20 protein-coding genes are annotated in these 18,886 nt (G+C 67.0%); 17 read left to right on the forward strand and 3 right to left on the reverse strand.

Features of this window, described 5'->3' with window-relative positions; genetic code table 11:
• The 7 genes from AC1DC5_RS17290 to AC1DC5_RS17320 all read left to right on the forward strand — a co-directional run.
• Positions 1-483 (forward strand): enolase C-terminal domain-like protein (locus AC1DC5_RS17290; protein ID WP_476865968.1); only part of this gene is annotated, 483 nt, incomplete at its 5' end.
• A gap of 67 nt (positions 484-550) precedes the next feature.
• Positions 551-2,836: a gluconokinase, GntK/IdnK-type gene (locus AC1DC5_RS17295; RefSeq protein ID WP_476866019.1), complete on the forward strand. Its 2,286-nt coding sequence runs from the start codon at positions 551-553 to the stop codon at positions 2,834-2,836.
• Between the two features lie 143 nt (positions 2,837-2,979).
• Complete coding sequence (locus AC1DC5_RS17300) at positions 2,980-4,221, forward strand: FAD-dependent oxidoreductase (RefSeq protein WP_476865969.1); 1,242 nt, start codon at positions 2,980-2,982, stop codon at positions 4,219-4,221.
• A gap of 72 nt (positions 4,222-4,293) precedes the next feature.
• Positions 4,294-4,878, forward strand: a complete 585-nt coding sequence (pyrE, locus tag AC1DC5_RS17305) for an orotate phosphoribosyltransferase (protein ID WP_476865970.1) — start codon at positions 4,294-4,296, stop codon at positions 4,876-4,878.
• A 97-nt stretch (positions 4,879-4,975) separates the two neighbouring features.
• The gene (locus tag AC1DC5_RS17310) at positions 4,976-5,749 is read left to right on the forward strand and encodes a GAF and ANTAR domain-containing protein (RefSeq protein WP_441406974.1); all 774 of its coding nucleotides are present in this window, start codon (positions 4,976-4,978) and stop codon (positions 5,747-5,749) included.
• Between the two features lie 97 nt (positions 5,750-5,846).
• Positions 5,847-6,398 carry a hypothetical protein gene (locus AC1DC5_RS17315; RefSeq protein WP_476865971.1) on the forward strand — a complete coding sequence of 184 codons (552 nt, stop codon included), beginning with the start codon at positions 5,847-5,849 and terminating at the stop codon, positions 6,396-6,398.
• Between the two features lie 91 nt (positions 6,399-6,489).
• On the forward strand, positions 6,490-7,521 hold the full coding sequence (locus tag AC1DC5_RS17320; RefSeq protein WP_476865972.1) for a thioesterase domain-containing protein: 1,032 nt from the start codon (positions 6,490-6,492) through the stop codon (positions 7,519-7,521).
• A gap of 16 nt (positions 7,522-7,537) precedes the next feature.
• Here the strand turns inward: AC1DC5_RS17320 and AC1DC5_RS17325 are convergent, their stop codons facing one another.
• A complete protein-coding gene (locus AC1DC5_RS17325; RefSeq protein WP_476865973.1) occupies positions 7,538-8,392 on the reverse strand; it encodes an HAD-IIA family hydrolase in 855 nt (284 codons plus the stop codon).
• Positions 8,393-8,543: 151 nt separating this feature from the next.
• On the opposite strand from AC1DC5_RS17325, the gene AC1DC5_RS17330 reads away from it, so the two are divergent.
• The 4 genes from AC1DC5_RS17330 (at position 8,544) to AC1DC5_RS17345 (ending at position 11,888) form a co-directional block, all read left to right on the forward strand.
• Entirely contained in the window at positions 8,544-9,143 is a 600-nt protein-coding gene (locus AC1DC5_RS17330) for a TrmH family RNA methyltransferase (RefSeq protein WP_476866020.1), read from the forward strand.
• A gap of 133 nt (positions 9,144-9,276) precedes the next feature.
• On the forward strand, positions 9,277-10,224 hold the full coding sequence (locus AC1DC5_RS17335) for a hypothetical protein (protein WP_476865974.1): 948 nt from the start codon (positions 9,277-9,279) through the stop codon (positions 10,222-10,224).
• A gap of 213 nt (positions 10,225-10,437) precedes the next feature.
• Positions 10,438-11,457, forward strand: coding sequence for a class II fructose-bisphosphate aldolase (gene fbaA, locus AC1DC5_RS17340; protein WP_476865975.1), 1,020 nt, complete (start codon positions 10,438-10,440; stop codon positions 11,455-11,457).
• Between the two features lie 2 nt (positions 11,458-11,459).
• A complete protein-coding gene (locus AC1DC5_RS17345) occupies positions 11,460-11,888 on the forward strand; it encodes a DUF3151 domain-containing protein (protein WP_441406981.1) in 429 nt (142 codons plus the stop codon).
• Between the two features lie 103 nt (positions 11,889-11,991).
• On the opposite strand, the gene AC1DC5_RS17350 is transcribed toward AC1DC5_RS17345, so the two are convergent.
• Positions 11,992-12,624, reverse strand: a complete 633-nt coding sequence (locus tag AC1DC5_RS17350; RefSeq protein ID WP_441406982.1) for a uracil-DNA glycosylase family protein — start codon at positions 12,622-12,624, stop codon at positions 11,992-11,994.
• A 491-nt stretch (positions 12,625-13,115) separates the two neighbouring features.
• Here AC1DC5_RS17350 and AC1DC5_RS17355 point away from each other — a divergent pair, with 491 nt between their 5' ends.
• Complete coding sequence (locus AC1DC5_RS17355) at positions 13,116-14,405, forward strand: adenylosuccinate synthase (protein WP_441406983.1); 1,290 nt, start codon at positions 13,116-13,118, stop codon at positions 14,403-14,405.
• Positions 14,406-14,489: 84 nt separating this feature from the next.
• Here the strand turns inward: AC1DC5_RS17355 and AC1DC5_RS17360 are convergent, their stop codons facing one another.
• Complete coding sequence (locus AC1DC5_RS17360) at positions 14,490-15,143, reverse strand: GntR family transcriptional regulator (RefSeq protein WP_476865976.1); 654 nt, start codon at positions 15,141-15,143, stop codon at positions 14,490-14,492.
• Between the two features lie 111 nt (positions 15,144-15,254).
• On the opposite strand from AC1DC5_RS17360, the gene AC1DC5_RS17365 reads away from it, so the two are divergent.
• The 5 genes from AC1DC5_RS17365 to AC1DC5_RS17385 all read left to right on the forward strand — a co-directional run bounded on the left by AC1DC5_RS17365 (position 15,255) and on the right by AC1DC5_RS17385 (position 18,880).
• Positions 15,255-16,265, forward strand: coding sequence for a 1-aminocyclopropane-1-carboxylate deaminase (locus tag AC1DC5_RS17365; RefSeq protein ID WP_476865977.1), 1,011 nt, complete (start codon positions 15,255-15,257; stop codon positions 16,263-16,265).
• A gap of 324 nt (positions 16,266-16,589) precedes the next feature.
• A complete protein-coding gene (locus AC1DC5_RS17370; RefSeq protein ID WP_476865978.1) occupies positions 16,590-17,075 on the forward strand; it encodes a hypothetical protein in 486 nt (161 codons plus the stop codon).
• A gap of 87 nt (positions 17,076-17,162) precedes the next feature.
• A complete protein-coding gene (locus tag AC1DC5_RS17375) occupies positions 17,163-17,711 on the forward strand; it encodes an RNA polymerase sigma factor (protein ID WP_476865979.1) in 549 nt (182 codons plus the stop codon).
• Positions 17,708-18,505, forward strand: coding sequence for a hypothetical protein (locus AC1DC5_RS17380; protein WP_476865980.1), 798 nt, complete (start codon positions 17,708-17,710; stop codon positions 18,503-18,505). The genes AC1DC5_RS17375 and AC1DC5_RS17380 overlap by 4 nt, the downstream gene beginning before the upstream one ends.
• Positions 18,506-18,694: 189 nt before the next feature.
• Positions 18,695-18,880, forward strand: coding sequence for a hypothetical protein (locus tag AC1DC5_RS17385; RefSeq protein ID WP_476865981.1), 186 nt, complete (start codon positions 18,695-18,697; stop codon positions 18,878-18,880).
• Positions 18,881-18,886: the final 6 nt, after the last annotated feature.

Here is an 18,886-nt window from a genome sequence, read left to right on the forward strand (position 1 = left end):
AACCAGGAAGGCCTGCGCCTGGTCCGCCAGCACACCACCACGCCGCTGGCGATCGGTGAAATCTTCAACACCGTCTGGGACTACCAGACCCTGATCAAGGAACAGCTGATCGACTACGTGCGGGCCGCGTCCACGCACTTCGGCGGCATCAGCCCGTTGAAGAAGGTGATGGATTTCGCCGCGCAGTACCAGATCAAGTCCGGCTTCCACGGCCCCACCGACATTTCCCCGGTCGGGTTCGCAGCACAGCTGCACGTGGGCCTGGCGATCCATAACTACGGGATCCAGGAATACATGCAGCACTCGGACAAGACCAACGAGGTCTTCGAGCAGTCCATGACGTTCGTGGACGGGTACCTGCACCCGGGCGACAAGCCCGGCATCGGCGTCGAGTTCAACGAGGAAGCCGCCGCGGCGTTCCCCTACCAGCAGGCCTACCTGCCCTACAACCGCCTCGTCGACGGCACCGTCCATGACTGGTGAGCGGACACAACAGGTGACCCCCGTCGAACCTGTCACGGCAGGCCACACCGGACCACCCATCGTTGTTATGGGCGTCTCCGGGTGCGGCAAGACGACCATCGGCGACCTCGTCGCCCGCGGACTCGGCGCACCCTTCCTCGACGGCGACTCACTTCACCCCGTGGAGAACGTCGCCAAGATGGCGGCCGGCACCCCGCTGACGGACGAGGACCGCTGGCCCTGGCTCGCCACCGTGGGCACAGAGCTCGCCAACGCCGGAGACGGCGGGCTGGTGCTCGCCTGCTCCGCGCTTAAGCGCTGCTACCGGGACGCCATCCGGGCCCTGGCGCCCGGCACCGTGTTCCTGCACCTGCACGGCAGCAAAGAGGTCCTGGGGTCCCGGCTCGAAGGCCGCTCCGGCCACTTCATGCCTGCCGCGCTGCTTGACTCCCAGCTGGCAACGCTGGAACCGCTCGAGGCCGACGAAACCGGGATCCTGGTGGACATCGCCGGCCCGGTCAGCCAGGTGGTGACCGAAGCGCTGGCCGCCATTGGCGCCGCCGCCGGCTCCGCCGCGGCAGCGGAGACCGGCGGTGCTGACGCGTCCGGTGCCGCAGGCACCCAACCGCGCCGGTTCGACGTCGACCTTCAGGCCGCACCGTTCAACCTCGACGACGACGCCGTGGCCTGGGTGGATTCCACCATCGCCGGGATGAGCCTCGAGGAAAAAATCGGGCAGCTGTTCATCAACCACAACAACGACTACTCACCGGAGTACCTCGACGGCGTGCTGGAGAACTTCCACGTCGGCGGCATGCGCTACCGGCCCGGACCGTCCGCCGCGGTACAGGAACACATCCGCTACGCACAGTCCAAGACCCGCATCCCGCTCCTGGTGGCCTCCAATCCCGAAATGGGCGGCGCCGGAAGCTGCGACGACGGAACGTTTGTGTCGACGCACCTGCAGGCCGGCTCGCACCCGGACAAAGCCATCGCCCGGCACATGGGGCAGGTGGCCGGCGTGGAAACCGCGGCGCTGGGCTGCAACTGGGCGTTCGCGCCGATCGTGGACATCCACTACAACTGGCGCAATACCGTCATCTCCACCCGGGCGTTCGGCAACACCCCGGAAATCGTGGTGGAGCGCGCCAAGGAATACTTCGACGGCATCAGCGAGTCACCCACCGCCTGCGCCATGAAGCACTTCCCCGGCGACGGCATGGACGAACGCGACCAGCACGTGGTCACCTCCTACAACACCCTCGGCTACGAGGAGTGGAACCGGAGCTACGGGCACGTGTACCGCGCGATGATCGGGCACGGCGTGCAGTCCATCATGATCGGGCACATCGGGGCGCCCGGGCTGTCCCGGCACTTCCGGCCCGGCCTGGCGGACAAGGACATCCTGCCCGCGACATTGGCGCCGGAACTGCTCCAGGACCTGCTCCGCGGCGAGCTGGGCTTCAACGGCCTGGTCCTCACGGACGCCTCCCAGATGATCGGGCTGACCCAGGCAAAGCGGCGCAGGGACCTGGTTCCGGCCACCATCGCCGCCGGCTGCGACATGTTCCTGTTCTTCCGCAACCCGGCAGAGGACTTCAAGTACATGCTGGACGGGTACAAATCCGGTGTCATCACCGAACAGCGCCTGCACGACGCGCTGCGCCGGATCCTGGGCCTCAAGGCCTCGCTGGGCCTGCACCGGACGGCGCGCCAGGAGCTGGTCCCGCCCGTCGAGGCTCTGCAGCTCATCGGCAGCGCAGCCCACCGTGCCGTGGCGGCGGCGATCGCGGACAAGACCGTCACCCTGGTCAAGGACACCGCCAGCAACCTGCCCATCACCCCGGAGACGCACAAACGCATCCGGCTGTACGGCATCTCCGGGGGCTCGGACTTCACCCGCGCCGACCCGCTGGCCTACCTGGACACCGTCAAGGCCGAACTGGAGAGCGCCGGGTTCGAGGTTCACCTGTTCAAAACGGCCGACCAGCGCGAGGCGGCAGGGGAGACCGGCGTGAACTTCATGTCGGTCATCTCCGAGGAAGCCACCGGCGACTACGCGGACAAGTACGATGCCGCCTTCGTGTTCGCCAACGTCAAGGGCTTCGCCCAGGAGGCTGCCATCCGGATCAAGTGGTCCACACCGATGGCCGCGGAAATCCCCTGGTACGTCACCGAGGTCCCCACCGTGTTCGTCTCGCTCAACCAGCCCAACCACCTGATTGACGTGCCGATGGTGAAGACCGCCATTCACGCCCACGCCGGATCCCGGGAAGCCATCCGGGCAACCATCGAGAAGATCCAGGGCAAGTCGGAATTCCAGGGCACGTTCAACGAGAACGTCTTCTGCGATTCCTTCGACACCCGGCTCTGAGGGCTGCGGTTTCGGACTGCCGCCAGGGTTTCGGGCCGGCGCTACGCGGATCCCCGCCGCGCCGGTCCGGAACGGCCGCGCGTGTCCGAAACGTGCGCATCCAAACCCTCCCGCGCCGCCGCCTGCAGGCGTAGCGTATGGCCATGGAGAGGACCGGATGTGCGGTGGTGGGTGGCGGACCTGCGGGGATGATGCTCGGATTGCTCCTGGCGAGGGCCGGGGTACGGGTAACGGTTTTGGAGAAGCACGCGGACTTCTTGCGCGACTTCCGCGGCGACACCGTGCATCCGTCCACCATCCGGCTCATTGACGAACTCGGACTCGGCCAGGAATTCCGCCGGCTGCCGCAGAGCCGCCTAAAGAATGTCGTCTTCCCGGTCCCGGGCGGGCCGCCGGTGACCATGGGCGATTTTGACGCCCTGCCGCCGCCGTACAACTACGTCGCCATGATGCCGCAATGGGACTTCCTGAGCTTCCTCGCCGACGCCGCCGCCCAGGAACCGGGGTTCACGCTGCTTATGAGCCACACGGCCACCGGGCTGGTCCGCAACGGGGGCCGGGTCCGCGGAGTCCGCTTCCGGACGCCCGACGGCAGGCCGGACGAACTCCTGGCGGACCTCGTGGTTGCCACAGACGGCCGCCATTCCGCGCTGCGCACCGCCGCCGGACTGGCCCCGCAAGAGTTCCCGGTGCCCTTCGACACCTGGTGGTTCCGGTTGCCCCGCTATCCCTCCGAAACGGGTGAGGTAGCGGGACTCGTCCCGGCGTTCGGTCCCGGCGAGGCGCTGCTGGCACTGTTCCGCACCGACTACTACCAAATGGGCTACCTCGCCGCCAAAGGCGCCGACGCCCGGATCCGCGCGGAAGGCGTCGAGGGCTTCCGACGGCGGGTCGCGGCGCTCCGCCCGGACCTTGCGGACCGGGTTGACACCATCGCGTCCCTCGACGACCTCCACTGGCTGGATGTGCGCCTGAACCGGCTGCACTCATGGCACATCAACGGGCTGCTGTGCATCGGGGACGCGGCGCATGCGATGTCGCCGGCCGGCGGCGTCGGAATCAACCTCGCCATCCAGGACGCTGCGGCCGCCGCCGAGTACCTGGCCCCCGCCCTGCTCCGGGGCCAGGTGACCACGGCGGACCTGGAGAAAGTGGAACGACGGCGGCGGCTGCCCACCGTCGTCGTGCAGACCGTCCAAAGGATCATGCAACGCGCGATCTTCGGCCCGATCATGTCCGGGAAACGGACAAGGTTTCCGGCCGCGGCACTCTTCGTCGCCCGGCACGTTCCGGCGTTCCGCACCATCATTCCCCGCTTCATCGCCTTCGGGCCGCGGCCCGAACACGCACCGGCCTTCGCCCGGCGCGCCCCGCAGCGTTCTTAGCCGTCCGGCGGCCGCCGACATGTAGGACGCCGGCGGGGAATCCAGTACCGCCCAGCCACTAAACTGGGTCCCATGACTGCCACCAGTGCCCCTGCAGCCGACGCCGCTGCCGCCCGTGCCCGCCTGCTTGAACTGATCAAGGAGCTGGCCGTCGTCCGCGGTAAGGTCATCCTCTCCAGCGGCGCCGAAGCCGACTACTACATCGACCTGCGCCGGATCACGCTGCACCACGAGGCCTCCAAGCTGGTCGGCCAGGTCATGCTCTCATTGCTGGACGACGCCGGGATCGACTTTGAGTGTGCGGGCGGGCTCACGATGGGCGCCGACCCCGTGGGCACCGCCGTGATGCACTCCGCCGTCGACGCCGGACGCCCCGTGGACGCTTTCGTGGTCCGCAAGGCGCAGAAGTCCTACGGCATGGGCCGCCAGGTGGAGGGCCCCTCCGTCGAAGGCCGCAAGGTGCTGGTGCTGGAAGACACGTCCACCACCGGCGGCTCCGCGCTGACCGCCGTCGAGGGCGTCCGCAAGGCGGGCGGAAACGTCGTCGCCGTCGCTGTGATCGTGGACCGCGACACCGGCGCCAAGGAAAAGATCGAGGCCGAGGCCGGTGTTCCCTACCTCTTCGCCTTCGGCAAGGACGAACTCGGCCTGAACTAGGCGGTTCACCCCTTAGCGGACACGTGTAGACGGTGGATGTGGCGTGATTTATTATGACTTACACCCACCAGAACACGCCCCCCGGAGACCACGCGCCATGCTCCTTCCCGAAGAACTCCTCGGAGCTGAACCCCTCAGCACCGTAAACCAGATCCAGAACCTCATCCTGGACAGCGCAGATTTCGAGGACTTCCTCAACGAACTTGCCCGGTTCTCCGCGCACCAGGTGGCGGGCGCCGGGGACGATGCGCTGTGCGGGATCACCCTGTTGCGCGACCGCAAGGCCGCGACCATCGGCTGGAGCAGCGACTCCGCCCGCGAGGTGGACGAAATCCAGTACCGGCTCTCGCAGGGCCCGTGCCTGACGGCCGCGCAGGAAGAGCGTGAAGTCTACGTTCCGGACCTGTTTGAAGAGGACCGCTGGGGCCCGGACTATGCCAGTGCCGTCGCCTCGCACGGACTGCGCTCGGTGCTCTCCGTGCCGTTCCACCTGCAGGGCGAAGCCCAGGCAGCGCTCAACCTCTATTCCGATGTGCCGCGCAAGTTCGACGGCGATGTCGCCGCCCGGGCGCGCGGCTACACCCGCGAAATCTCCCAGGCGCTGCGTCTGGCCGTCCGATTCTCTTTGCACACGGACAGTGCCACGAACCTCCGGGCCACCCTTGAATCCCGCACCGTGATCGACATGGCCATCGGGATCGTTATGGCGCAGAACCGCTGCAACCAGGAGACGGCCGTCAGGATCCTGACGGACGCGTCGAGCAACGGCAACGTCAAGCTCCGTGACATCGCCACCTCCCTGGTCCAGTCCGTGGGCGGCACCGCGTCCCGTACCCACTTCGAGGAGCCCGGCAGGCAAGAAGCCGGCTGAACCGGTAGCGCGATATGACTTGTGCGCCCCGCTGTTGGCCTATACGCTGGGTGAGGTTGAGCCGTCGGCCATAGATTCCTTAATTTCTGGAGTACCTATGGACCAGTCTCTTAATGCCCACGTCAAGATCGATACCGTCTCAGACACCGTCCGGATCGACGTTCTTGGCAGCCTGACGCAGGCCTCCCGCCCCTCCCTCATGCAGACCATCCAGCGCATCCGCCAGATGGGCATCACCTCACACATCCGTGTTGAACTCGGGGGTGCCCCTTTCGTCGAGTCAGCGGCGCTGGCCGGACTCCGCAACGACCTTAACGCGGTCGACGGCGGTGCCATCGCCGGGGACGTGGCGGGCGCGCTGAGAACCGGAAAGGGTGTTTCGCTGGAGCTTTCCGCGCAGGTTTTTGATCCGGCGGCCGCGCTGCAGCCCCTGGATCTGGCCGGGGAATTCAAGGCCTCCATCGACGCCTCCGGTACGCGTCCGCTCGCAGGCTTCTCGGATGACGAACTGCTGGCCGCCAGCGATTCCGTGTTTGGCCTGCTGGACAACCCCGCCGATATGGCCCGTTCGGGACTCCTGGCCACCTACGACGACATCGGCCTGGAGATCAGCCGCCGCGAAGTGGGCCGCGAACCCGAAACCGTGTAGGCAGGACCGGCCGCCGGACTGTGGCTGAGCTGTTATCCGGCGCCGTTTCTGATCCGCCTGCCCCGGTGGCTACGGTAGAGATGTGCCGCATGTGCCTGACTTTGAGAATGTAGGCGGGGCCGGCGACGCCGACGCCCGCGTGCTTCGGCACGCCGCCGAACTTACGAGGTTCTCCCGGCGGGGCTTCCTGATCGGCACGGGGGCTGCCTCCGTGCTGGCGGCCGATATGTTGTTCACCCGGCGGGTGCAGGCCGAACGCCGGGTCCACAAAATCCTCACCGTGCCGGACGAGACCGCCGAGAAGTACTTCCCCCACGCCAGCTGGTTCCTCTTTCCCGGTTACAAAACGAGCTGGGAGGAAGCCCTGTGGATCCTGAACGCTCTGCGCGGGGCGCTGAACAAGCGCGGCCAGCTCGCCGCCGTCGGATACTCCAACGTGGGCCTGGACATCGACGAAATCGTGATCGCGGTGGTGGAGCACGCCCGGGCCCACCAGCTCGACCAGCTCTACTTCTACGGGCACAGCTTCGGTGGCATGGTGGCCACCCAGGTCGCAGCCCGGCTGAGGGAGCTGCACGGCATTGAGGTGGCGTTCATCCTGTTGGATTCCAGCCCGTACAGCAAGTACGACGTGCTGGACCAGAGCTGGTTTGAGGGGGTTGTGTTCCTCTACGAGAGCGGGTTCCGGTTCCCCACGGTGGTGCGCGGCGGCTATGAACTGGGCGAGCGGATGCTGCACAAGGACGAGCGCAGCTGGGGGCAGATCCTGGACCAGACCCTGGAACAGCTCTCGCCGATTGCGCCGTCCAGCGTCCTGATCCAGTCCGAGTCCGCTTACATCTACCACTTTGATGCCACCCGCTTCGCGGGCAAGCTCGGCGGGACGAAGATGGCTTTTATTGGCAATCCCCGCGACCAGACCGTGGACTACGGCACGGCCCGCGACTCCTGGTCCCTGACCTTCAAGGACAACATGGCCTCCGACTCGCAACGGACCGACGGCGCCCGGCCGGCGCACGCCAGCCCGGGCTGGAGTCCGTTCGTCTACCGGCCGGTCATCGAGGGACTGGAGGACGAACTCTTCCCGCTGCCCTCCGGCGGAGGCAAAAAGACCGCGTTTTAGGGTTCCAGTTGCGTGCCTAGATCTGGTTCTTCAGGTCCGCGACGGAGTTCAGGACCTGGTTGGGCCGGAACGGGTAGGCGGCAATGTCGTCCTTGTGGGTGATCCCGCTGAGCACCAGCACCGTGTGCAGCCCCGCCTCCATGCCGGCGATGATGTCGGTGTCCATCCGGTCACCGATCATGGCGGTGGTTTCCGAGTGCGCGTCGATCTGGTTCATGGCCGACCGGAACATCATCGGGTTCGGCTTGCCCACAATGTAGGGCTCCCGGCCGGTCGCCTTGGTGATGAGCGCCGCGATCGCGCCGGTGGCAGGCATCGGGCCGTCCTTCGAGGGCCCGGTGGCATCCGGGTTGGTGGCGATGAACCTGGCACCGCCCAGGATCAGCCGGATGGCCATGGTGATGGCCTCAAAGGAGTAGGTCCGGGTTTCGCCGAGGACCACGAAGTCCGGGTCCTGGTCGGTGAGGATAAAACCTGCCTCGTGCAGCGCCGTCGTGAGGCCCGCCTCGCCGATCGTGTAGGCGCGGTTGCCGGAATCCGAGCCGTGCACCTGGTCCTTGAGGAACTGGGCGGTGGCCAGGGCCGAGGTCCAGATGTTCTCCTCGGGGATTTCCAGGCCCGAACTCTTCAACCGTGCGGCGAGGTCCCGGGGCGTGAAGATGGAATTGTTGGTCAGGACGAGGAACCGCTTGGAGGTGTCCACCCAGCGCTGGATGAGTTCCGAGGCGCCCGGGATGGGCTGGTTTTCGTGGACCAGGACTCCGTCCATATCGGTCAGCCAGCACTCGATCTCCTGGCCGCTGCGGTACAGCGATTTTGAAGAATGCACGTGCTCCGAGCCGTCCCTGTGGTCTTCCTGCTGCGCCGCCATGCTGTCCTCCGCCGATAATGTGCCGATGCCAGTCCCAGTCTAATGTTGAGTCGTGACTGAACCAGAGGTACCCAGCGAAACCCTTTCCGGCCCGCCCGCTGGAAACGCCAGCGAGGCGGCGGCCGACGCGGAGCCCAAGGCGGAGGTCGGCGTGGGTCCTTGGGAGGGCGAAACGCCAGAGGGCGAGCACTGGGATCCGGACCTTTTGACGGACGGGGACCGCCGCAACGTGCTGGACAAGTACCGCTACTGGAAGCACGAGGCGATCGTGGCCGAGCTCGATTCGCGGCGCCACAACTTCCATATCGCGATCGAGAACTGGCAGCACGACATGAACATCGGCACCGTCGTCCGCAGCGCCAACGCGTTCCTGGCCAAGGAAGTGCACATCATCGGACGGCGCCGCTGGAACCGCCGCGGCGCCATGGTCACCGACCGGTACCAGCACGTCCGCCACCACCCCACGGTCGCGGACTTCGTGAGCTGGGCGGAGGGGGAGGGCCTGGCGATCATCGGCATCGACATCTTCCCGGACTCCGTCCCGCTGGAAACCTATGAACTGCCCCGCGATTGTGTGCTCGTGTTCGGGCAGGAGGGACCCGGGCTGAGCCCCGAGGTCCACGAGGCGGCGGTGGACACCCTGTCGATCGAACAGTTCGGCTCCACCCGCTCCATCAACGCCGCCTCGGCCGCGGCCATCGCGATGCATGCCTGGATCCGGCGGCACGTGTTCAACCAGCTCCCGGGGTAGCGCCCGCGTCGAGTTGGCACTTCGCGGCAGTGTTTTCGAGAAACATTGCCGCGAAATGCGTACTCGATGCGCCGAGGGGTGCGGAGCTGTGGATAACCCCGCCGGGATCTGACGGCAGCAGGCACAATGGGCCATGCGCAGGGCACCGCTTCCGCTCCACCTGACCACCGGATCCTTCTCGCTGCGGGCCGCGGACAAGGCAGGCGTCACCCGCACGCGCACCGCGGCGCACGACCTGGTGACCGTCTCCCGCGGCATCCGGGTCCCGTCGGGCTCTGCCGCCGCCGGATCCGATGCCCTGCGCGCCTACACCGACCTCGACGACGAGGCCACCCTCAGTCTCGGGTCGGCGGCACGCCTCTGGCGCGCGCCCCTTCCCGGCTGGCTGGAGGAGGACTGGCGCATCCACCTCGCCCGGCGCCGGGGACGCAGCACGCCGCGGCGGGTCAACGTCGTGGGGCACCAGCTGGCACTCCTCCCGGATGAAGTGGTGGAGCTCGACGGCGTCCGGCTCACCTCGCCCGCCCGGACCTGGCTGGATCTTGCCTCGGTACTCAGCTCCGATGACCTCGTGGTGGTCGGCGATTCTCTGGTCTGCGAGCACGGGCCGGAGTTCCCCGTCCCCCGGGAATCGCTGTGCAGCATCGAGGAACTGCGGTGCATGTTGGAGCTGCACCGGGGAAGCCGCGGCATACGGAAGGCCCGGACCGCCGTCGAGCTTATCCGGGTGGGCGCCGATTCGCCGCCCGAGACGAGGCTGCGCCTGCTGCTCGTCCGTGCCGGGCTGCCCGAGCCCGTCCTGAACCACGTTGTCCGGGGTGAGGACCCCTGGGGCGGCCCGGCCCGTCCCGTCCTGTGGCCAGACGCCGCCTACCCGCAGTGGCGGATTGCCCTCCAGTACGAGGGGGCGCACCACAACGGGGAAGACCAGTATCTGCGCGACATCCGGAGGGCCGATACTGCGGCGCGCTCCGGCTGGCTTGAGGTGCGCCTGTCCCGGCTGGACCTCGCCGGCGGGCATCTTGCAGCCGTGGCCAAGGTCCGCAACGCGCTCGTGAGCCGTGGCTGGCGCTCGAGTTGACAGTTCGCGGCAGTGTTTTCCCGCGACACTGCCGCGAAATGCGAACTCGATGGGGCTGACGGGACACCGGACCCGCCAGCGGCGAGCGAGTATTACAGGCCCGAGTGACCGGAACCACTGCCACCGGCGCGGGAATGGCTAGGATGGTTCCTAGCCGACGAGGTTCACTCCAGGGTCACCAGCCCGCAGACGAAATTCACTTTAGGAGTCAGCATGCCCATTGCAACCCCAGAGATCTACTCCGAGATGATCGACCGCGCAAAGACGGGCGGCTTCGCGTTCCCCGCCGTCAACGTCACCTCCTCCCAGACCCTGAACGCAGCCCTCCGCGGCTTCGCCGCGGCCGAGTCCGACGGGATCGTCCAGGTCTCCACCGGCGGCGCGGCCTACTGGTCCGGCGCGTCCACCAAGGACATGGTGGCCGGCTCGCTCGGCTTCGCCGCGTTCGCCCGCGAAGTCGCCAAGAACTACGGCGTCAACATCGCCCTGCACACCGACCACTGCCCCAAGGACAAGCTCGAGGGCTTCGTCCTGCCGCTGCTGGCAGCCTCCGAAGCCGAGGTCAAGGCCGGCCGCAACCCGCTCTTCAACTCGCACATGTGGGACGGCTCCGCCGAGACCCTGCAGGAAAACCTGCGCATCGCCCGTGAACTGCTGGAGCGCACCGCCGCCGCCAAGATGATCCTCGAGGTCGAGATCGGCACCGTCGGCGGCGAGGAAGACGGCGTCGAGAACGCCATCAACGACAAGCTCTACACCACCGTCGAGGACGCCCTGGCCACGATCGACGCGCTCGGCTCCGGCGAGAACGGCCGCTACATCACGGCGCTGACCTTCGGCAACGTGCACGGCGTCTACAAGCCCGGCGGCGTCAAGCTCCGCCCGGAAATCCTCAAGGACATCCAGGAGCAGGTGGGCGCCAAGATCGGCAAGGCCAACCCGTTCGACCTCGTCTTCCACGGCGGCTCCGGCTCCTCCGAGAAGGAAATCGCCGACGCCGTCTCCTACGGCGTGATCAAGATGAACATCGACACCGACACCCAGTACGCCTACACCCGCCCGGTGGTGGACCACATGCTCCGCAACTACGACGGCGTCCTGAAGGTCGACGGCGAGGTCGGCAACAAGAAGCTGTACGATCCCCGCGTCTGGGGCGCCTCCGCCGAGGCCGGCCTCGCGGCCCGCGTCGTCGAAGCCGCCCAGCAGCTCGGCTCCACCGGCAAGACGTTCTAGGCATGTCAGACGAGTTCCGCAAGAACCTGATGGGCCCCGAGCCCACGCTCCTGCCTGCCGAGACCGAGGTTTACCAGCACCTAGCGCTCGGCCAGGAGGCCCTGGACCTGGTGGAGAAACACCCGACGTCGTCGCTGCTCTGGGCCGTCCTGGCCGAGGAAGCATGGGCCGAGGGCCGGACCATCGATTCCTACGCCTACTCCCGCGTCGGCTACCACCGCGGCCTGGATTCGCTGCGCCGCAACGGCTGGCGCGGCGTGGGGCCCATCCCGTGGGAGCACGAACCCAACCGCGGTTTCCTGCGAGCCCTGTACTCGCTGGGCCGGGCGTCAGCGGCGATCGGCGAGGCCGAGGAACCGGAGCGGATCGAGAAGTTCCTCAAGGACTCCGACCCCGCCGCCAAGGCAGCCATCGAAGCCGAGAAGCGCTAACCACAACGCGGGGTCACTTCCGGCCCATTCCACACCGTGGGATGGGCCGGAAGTGACCCCGCGTTGCTTTTTAAAGCACGACGGCGGGCGGCCACCAGAAGGGCTAGCTGGTTTTGGCCAGGCCCGTGCGGGCCATCGCGTCCGCGTAGACGGTGCCCATTTCATCGAGGTACTGCTCCTGGCGGGCCGGAGTGCCGGCGAAGGCGCGGCCGCTGAGTGAGCGGACCTTGTAGGTCTTGAGGCCGCGGCGCCAGATCATGGGCACCTCGGTCTTGAGGAGCAGGTTCGCGAGGCGGTTAGCTTCGGTGCCGTGGGCCACAATCACCGAGGCGCGGGGCACCAGGGCCAGGAACTTCAGCAGCGGCTTCAGACCTGCGGAGATCTGGTCCGGCGTGAACTTGCCGTTGGGCTCGCCCGGGACGTGCCAGGGGTGGACGTTCCACGGCATCACGTACTCGGGACGCAGGCCCAGCTTCCACTGGACGCCGAGCAGGCGGACGGCGGCTTCGTCGTCGCCGGCGGTGATGAAACCCGATTCGTCTTCGGTTCCGATGTTGGAGAAGAGGCTGATGATGCGGCACTCGTCGACGTCGTGCATGGGATCCACGTAGGGGACATTCGTGCCAGCTTTGGTTGCCTGCAGCGTGTCGCACAGCTCGTTGACGGCCGCGACGCTAGGTTCGTAGCGGCGGCTCAGAAGCTGTTCGCGGGAATTTTCAGTGGCCAAGGCTGTCATATATTGCTGAGTCTCCTGCGGGATTGGTAAAGCTGCCAGACCGTACGCGGGCGCGCCGGGCACCGGGCGCGCCAAGTACGGTGTGGTTTGAAAATGTGGTGAGGACCGATTCCTGATCGATCCTTATTAGTCTATCAAGCCCTGCGAAACGAGATGTCTGCCGGAGGCGCGGATCCCGGCGAAGCGCGGTGCCGCGGCGGGCGCCTCCTGCCTGGAAATCCTGCTGGGGTCAGGCGATGTGCGGGTGAGTGCGGCCGCCGGGGCCGCAGTCTGTGCAGGCAATCACATTTCTCCCGGCAATGAGTCCATTGGATGGTCAAATGACCCTCCGCCACCGCAATCGGCTAAACTTGGGTGGTAAGAGCCCCGGAACTCTGGCGTTGGGTAAGAGCACAGCGGTAGATTCGGGGCATTCTCATGAACGGCGCTGAGCTGCGGCGGCCACCTGGTGGTCAAACGCAGTCCGGCCCGAACGAATGGGGGAGGATCCCATGCCAGCAATCGTGATCGTCGGAGCCCAATGGGGCGACGAAGGCAAAGGCAAGGCCACTGACCTGCTTGGTGGCCGCGTCGACTACGTCGTCAAGCCCAATGGCGGCAACAACGCCGGGCACACCGTCGTCGTAGGCGGTGAGAAGTATGAGCTCAAGCTCCTTCCTGCCGGCATCCTGAGCCCCAACGCGGTTCCGATTATCGGCAACGGCTGCGTGGTGAACCTCGAAGCGCTGTTCCAGGAAATTGACGGCCTCGAAGCCCGCGGCGCCGACACCTCGAAACTGCGCATCTCCGCCAACGCCCACCTCGTGGCGCCCTACCACCAGGTCCTGGACAAGGTCACCGAGCGGTTCCTCGGCAGCCGCGCCATCGGCACCACCGGCCGCGGCATCGGCCCGGCCTACATGGACAAGGTGGCCCGGCTCGGCATCCGCGTGCAGGACGTCTTTGACGCGTCCATCCTGCGGCAGAAGGTCGAAGGCTCGCTGCGGCAGAAGAACGAACTCCTGGTCAAGGTCTACAACCGCCGCGACATCGAGGTGGACGAGATCGTGGAGTACTTCCTGTCCTTCGCCGAACGCCTTCGCCCGCTGGTCATCGACAGCACTTTCGTCCTGAACACGGCGCTGGACGAGGGCAAGGTGGTCCTCATGGAGGGTGGCCAGGCCACCTTCCTCGACGTCGACCACGGCACCTACCCGTTCGTGACCTCCTCGAACCCGACGGCGGGCGGCGCCTCCGTGGGCTCGGGCATCGGCCCCACCCGCATCTCGCGCTCCATCGGCATCATCAAGGCGTACACCACCCGGGTGGGCGCAGGGCCGTTCCCCACGGAACTGTTCGATGAGATGGGCCTGTACCTGCAGAAGACCGGCGGCGAGTTCGGCGTCAACACCGGCCGGCCGCGCCGCTGCGGCTGGTACGACGCCGTGCTGGCCCGTCACGCTTCCCGCGTCAACGGGTTCACGGACTACTTCGTGACCAAGCTGGACGTTCTCACCGGCATCGAGCAGATCCCGGTCTGCGTGGCCTACGACGTCGACGGCGTCCGGCACGACGAAATGCCGATGACCCAGACCGAGTTCCACCACGCCAAGCCGATCTTTGAGTTCTTCGACGGCTGGACCGAGGACATCACCGGCGCCCGCACCCTGGACGATCTCCCGGAGAACGCCAAGAACTACGTGCTGGCGCTCGAAAAGCTCTCCGGCACACGCTTCTCGGCGATCGGCGTCGGCCCGGACCGCGACCAGACCATCGTGATCAACGACCTGATCAACGACTGACGCAAGAACTGACGCACGACGGCGGCGGGTCACCTGGAAAGGTGGCCCGCCGCCGTCGTGGTTTAAGTCGTGGTGAGGTTGGACCTAGTCCGCCGACGCAAAACGCAGCGAAAGCCAGTTCTCCCGGCACGTCCTGGCGGCAGCGTCGGCGTCGCCGAGACGGGCGAGCCTGATGATTTCGGCGTGCCGGGCCACGGAGCCGCGGGCGGCAAAAGAGCCGAAGCGCATCCGCTCCACGCGGCGCAGGACGGGGGTGGTCTGCTCCAGGAGGTCCCGGAGGACGGGGTTGCCGCTGACCGTGACGAAGACGGCGTGGAAGTCGTCGTCGGCCTGGAGCGCCGCTTCGACGTCCGCGTCCCGCAGGGCCTGTTCGAAGCGCGCATTTGCCTCGGACATGGCGGAGAGGTGGTCCTCCGCCAGGAGCGGGACGGCCAGCCGCGCGGCCAGCTCGTGCAGCCCGGCCACCACCTGCTGCGAACTCAGGGTTGAGGCCTGGTCGTACGGGGCGACGATGGTCGCCTTCCCCGGCAGCGCAATGACCAGCCCGGCGTGTTCCAGCCGCAGCAGGGCCTCGCGGATCGGGGTGCGGCTGACGCCCAGCCAAGCTTCCAGTTCCGTGTCCTTCAGCCGCTCGCCGGGCTCGAATGTGCCGTCCACGATTGCGTTCCGGAGCGATTCAAAGACGTTGTCCCGGAGCAGCGGCCGCTTATGGACTCCGGCGAGAGGGGGAACTGGCATGCAACATATCGTATATCGCCCTTGCCCATCCGGGGGCCGCTGGCGGACAATGCAATATATTGCATTTTGGGAGTGCAGGAGCAGTTCCCCACCGCGAGCAAAGGACCGTCGATGGCCATCACCGATTTCGAACGCTACCCGCTGATGTTTGGGCCGAGCCCCATCCACCCGCTGCCGCGGCTCAGCGCGCACCTGGGCGGCGCCCGGATCTGGGCAAAGCGGGAGGACGTCAACAGCGGCCTCGCCTTTGGCGGCAACAAGACCCGGAAGCTGGAGTACTTTGTCCCGGATGCCCTGGCCCAGGGCGCCGACACCCTCGTCTCCATCGGCGGCTACCAGTCCAACCACACCCGCCAGGTCGCAGCCGTGGCCGCGAAACTCGGCCTGAAGGCCCGCCTGGTCCAGGAAAACTGGGTCGACTGGCCGGACCCTCTGTCTGACCGTGTGGGCAACATCCTGCTCTCGCGGATTATGGGCGCCGACGTGCGGCTGGACAGCGCAGGCTTCGACATCGGCGTCCGCAGCAGCTGGGAGAACGCCATCGAAGACGTGAAGGCCGCCGGCGGCAAGCCTTACGCCATCCCGGCCGGCGGCTCCGACCACCGGCTGGGCGGGCTGGGCTTCGCCAACTGGGCCTATGAGGTGGAACAGCAGGAGCGAGAGCTCGGCGTCTTCTTCGACACCATCATCGTCTGCACCGTCACCGGGTCCACCCACGCCGGGATGATCGCGGGCTTTGCCGGCCAGGACAAACCGCGCCGGGTGATCGGCATCGACGCCTCGGCCACGCTGCAAAAGACCCGCGACCAGGTGGAACGCATTGCCCGCAACACCGCCGAGCTGATCGGCCTGGGCCGGGAGCTCCGGGATGAAGAAATCAACGTCATGGAGGGCTGGGCCGGGGACCTCTACGGAATTCCCGTCGAGTCCACCCTCGAAGCCATCCGCCTCGGCGCCTCGCTCGAAGCGATGATCACGGACCCCGTCTATGAGGGCAAGTCCCTCGCCGGACTGATCGACCTCGTGAAAAGCCGGGAGATCCCGGCCGGCAGCAATGTCCTCTACGCCCACCTCGGTGGCCAGATCGCCCTCAACGCCTACAGCGGACTCTTCCGCTCCTGAAGGCTGTTGCGCTGTCACTTAATGTCGTTCTGAGCGCTGAGAACGACATTAAGTGACAGCGCAACGGGTGAGACGAAAGCGGTGCCGAAAAAAACTTTTGATTGGTGCGTAACCTTTTGGCGTGCCCCGGCGATTACTCCTTTGTAAGCGCCGCCGGAGGATGGACCCCCCACCAGGAATCCGGCCGGCCTTCCACTGCAAGTGCAGGCCGGCGCCCGCCCCCATCGGGCGCTGGCCAGCCTTCCAATTGAACGAGCGGGCTGTTGACTGCCCCCATCAGGCTTCAGCCAGCCTTCACACAAAAACAAAGGATGTACGTTTCTTATGAAGAGTGTTAGCAAGACCACCAAGATTGCTGTCGGCGCCGCGATTCTCGCTGTTGGAGGATTCTCCGGTATCGGCCTGGCCAACGCGGCCCAGGTTTCGAACACCCAGCAGGCTGAAGTGAACCACGCTACGCCCGCCGTCCCGGCAACCCCCGAGGTTCCGGCGACTCCTGAACTTCCCGCAGCGCCTGCTGTTCCGGGCGTCCCCGCCGTTCCGGCTTCCCCGTCCGCTGACGGCTCGGCCGCAGGTGACGCCAGCGTTGAGGGTACCGAGGGCTCCGCAGAGGGCTCCGTCGAAGCTGACAAGGACGGTGTCTCCGTTGAAGGTGCCGCCAACGCCAAGGGTGCTGCCGAGGCCAAGGCCCACGCCGGCGTGACCGTCGCCGTTCCCGCCGTGCCGGGCGCCAAGGACGTGCCCGCAGTTCCGGGCACGCCGGCCGTTCCGGCCCTGCCGTCGAACGAACTGCCTGAGCTCAACAAGTAGGCATTGAACGCCTCTTTGGAGGCACCGGGGGTGCGGCCGCTAAACTTGCCGGGGCCGCACCCCAGCAGTAACCGGAAGGACAGCCTCTTGGCGGAACAGCTAAGCGATGACGAATTGTCAGCAGCCTTAGCTGGCGACCCTTCAGGCTTCAGCGCTGTCTATACCGTCATTTCACCCGCGGTGCTCGGATACTTCCGGGCGCGCGGCGTGGACGACGCCGAGGCGCTCACCCAGGACGTCTTCGTCGATGTCCTGCCGAAACTGGCCAAGGTCACCGGCGGCCACAGCGGCTTGCGGACCTTCATCTTCTCCATCGCCCACGCCAGGCTGGTCGATCACCACCGGCGGACCGAACGCAGGCCCTACCTGGCCGAATACGATCCCCGGGACGACACCCGGTACGCCGCGTCCGCCGAGGATGAGGCACTGGGTTCCTTGGGCGGCATTTCCGATTCCCTCTCCCTACTCAATGACGAGCAACGGGAAGTCCTGCTCCTACGAATCGTCGCGGACCTCTCCATCGACCAGGTGGCCCGCATCATGGACAAGACGCCCGGGGCAATCAAACAGCTTCAACGACGCGGGCTCAGCGCCCTGCGCGAACTCGTCACCGAAAAGGACCACGCAGCATCATGACCGGAACACGCGAACCCCAGCAGGATGGCAGCATCCAGGCGATGCTCCGTGATTCCGGACTCGAAGGATCCACCGAGCTCCGCAGCTCGCTGGAGGAGCTCCGCGCACTGGTGCCGGACCAGGCCCCCGCGCCCCGCGCCGACCTCGCGGCGCTGCTCGCCGCCGGCGCCCCCGGACTCAGCGCCTCCACCTCCGCCGCCGCAGGTTCCCCCGCAACGACGACGGCGATGCCGACTGTCGCGTCCGCTCCGGACCATACCGACGAGGCGCTGCCGGCCGGCGTCACGAGCCTCGCCGAGCGCCGCGGCCGGAAGCGCAGGCTGGCAATCGTCGGCGGCGCCGTCGTGGGTGCCATGACCCTCGGCGCCGGCGCTGTGGCGGCCGCCAGCGGCGACTTCCGCGACAGTATCAACCACACGGTGGGCATCATCTTCCAGCCTTCCGGCGAGACCCCCGACATGGCCCCGGAGCCCGCCAAGCCCTCGCCGGCGGACATTCCGGCGGCTCCCGTGCCAGTTCCGGCGGAGACGGCCCCGGCAGACCGGCAGCCGGAAGCTCCGGAATCGCCGGCTGCACCCCCAGCCGCTCCGGTACCGGAGGCTACTCCGCCCGCGGTCGGCCGCGGCGGAGTCCTTCCGACGCCGCCGCACCGCCCGGTCACTCCGGGGATTCCGGCGATCCCGGGCCTGGGCAATGGGCGGAATTTCCCGGGCAACCCCCTGCCGGCACCCACGCTGCCCGGCGTGGAACCCACCAAGAGCACCGGTCCCGGCGGGGTCATCGGGGACGAGTAGACTCCGTCGTCCGGGACCCGGGTGACCGTTCCGGCCGGCCGACTGTCCCGGTTCCGGGAGATCTTGACCGTGGATCATCTCCAAGTCACGATGAGAGAAGCAGGACTCCCGGCAAATCGTTGCCCCCAATGAAAACACCGAGCAGCAGCTTGGGGGAACGGCTGGGGCCGCCACGCGAAAGGACCCGAGATGAGCGAAACGCCCGATCCAGCCGAACGCCGCCACAGCGAGGCTCCGGCCGAGGGGGATCCGACCGCTGACGTGTCGGAGATCCGGGTCCATTCCGAGGACCCGGCGGAGGGCGCAGATTTCGACGACGCCGCCCCTATTCCTTCGCGGTCCCGGGAAACTGCCTCCGGGGACCGCGAGGGATAGCAGCGG

It is taken from the genome of Arthrobacter sp. 10L424, from assembly GCF_056395325.1.

Bases quoted from the DNA above. Each gene is read 5' to 3' on its own strand.
- AC1DC5_RS17295 (WP_476866019.1), top strand. From the start codon at position 551: ATGGGCGTCTCCGGGTGCGGCAAGACGACCATCGGCGACCTCGTCGCC.
- AC1DC5_RS17300 (WP_476865969.1), top strand. From the start codon at position 2,980: ATGGAGAGGACCGGATGTGCGGTGGTGGGTGGCGGACCTGCGGGGATG.
- pyrE (WP_476865970.1), top strand. From the start codon at position 4,294: ATGACTGCCACCAGTGCCCCTGCAGCCGACGCCGCTGCCGCCCGTGCC.
- AC1DC5_RS17310 (WP_441406974.1), top strand. From the start codon at position 4,976: ATGCTCCTTCCCGAAGAACTCCTCGGAGCTGAACCCCTCAGCACCGTA.
- AC1DC5_RS17315 (WP_476865971.1), top strand. From the start codon at position 5,847: ATGGACCAGTCTCTTAATGCCCACGTCAAGATCGATACCGTCTCAGAC.
- AC1DC5_RS17325 (WP_476865973.1), bottom strand. From the start codon at position 8,392: ATGGCGGCGCAGCAGGAAGACCACAGGGACGGCTCGGAGCACGTGCAT.
- AC1DC5_RS17335 (WP_476865974.1), top strand. From the start codon at position 9,277: ATGCGCAGGGCACCGCTTCCGCTCCACCTGACCACCGGATCCTTCTCG.
- fbaA (WP_476865975.1), top strand. From the start codon at position 10,438: ATGCCCATTGCAACCCCAGAGATCTACTCCGAGATGATCGACCGCGCA.
- AC1DC5_RS17345 (WP_441406981.1), top strand. From the start codon at position 11,460: ATGTCAGACGAGTTCCGCAAGAACCTGATGGGCCCCGAGCCCACGCTC.
- AC1DC5_RS17350 (WP_441406982.1), bottom strand. From the start codon at position 12,624: ATGACAGCCTTGGCCACTGAAAATTCCCGCGAACAGCTTCTGAGCCGC.
- AC1DC5_RS17355 (WP_441406983.1), top strand. From the start codon at position 13,116: ATGCCAGCAATCGTGATCGTCGGAGCCCAATGGGGCGACGAAGGCAAA.
- AC1DC5_RS17360 (WP_476865976.1), bottom strand. From the start codon at position 15,143: ATGCCAGTTCCCCCTCTCGCCGGAGTCCATAAGCGGCCGCTGCTCCGG.
- AC1DC5_RS17365 (WP_476865977.1), top strand. From the start codon at position 15,255: ATGGCCATCACCGATTTCGAACGCTACCCGCTGATGTTTGGGCCGAGC.
- AC1DC5_RS17370 (WP_476865978.1), top strand. From the start codon at position 16,590: ATGAAGAGTGTTAGCAAGACCACCAAGATTGCTGTCGGCGCCGCGATT.
- AC1DC5_RS17380 (WP_476865980.1), top strand. From the start codon at position 17,708: ATGACCGGAACACGCGAACCCCAGCAGGATGGCAGCATCCAGGCGATG.
- AC1DC5_RS17385 (WP_476865981.1), top strand. From the start codon at position 18,695: ATGAGCGAAACGCCCGATCCAGCCGAACGCCGCCACAGCGAGGCTCCG.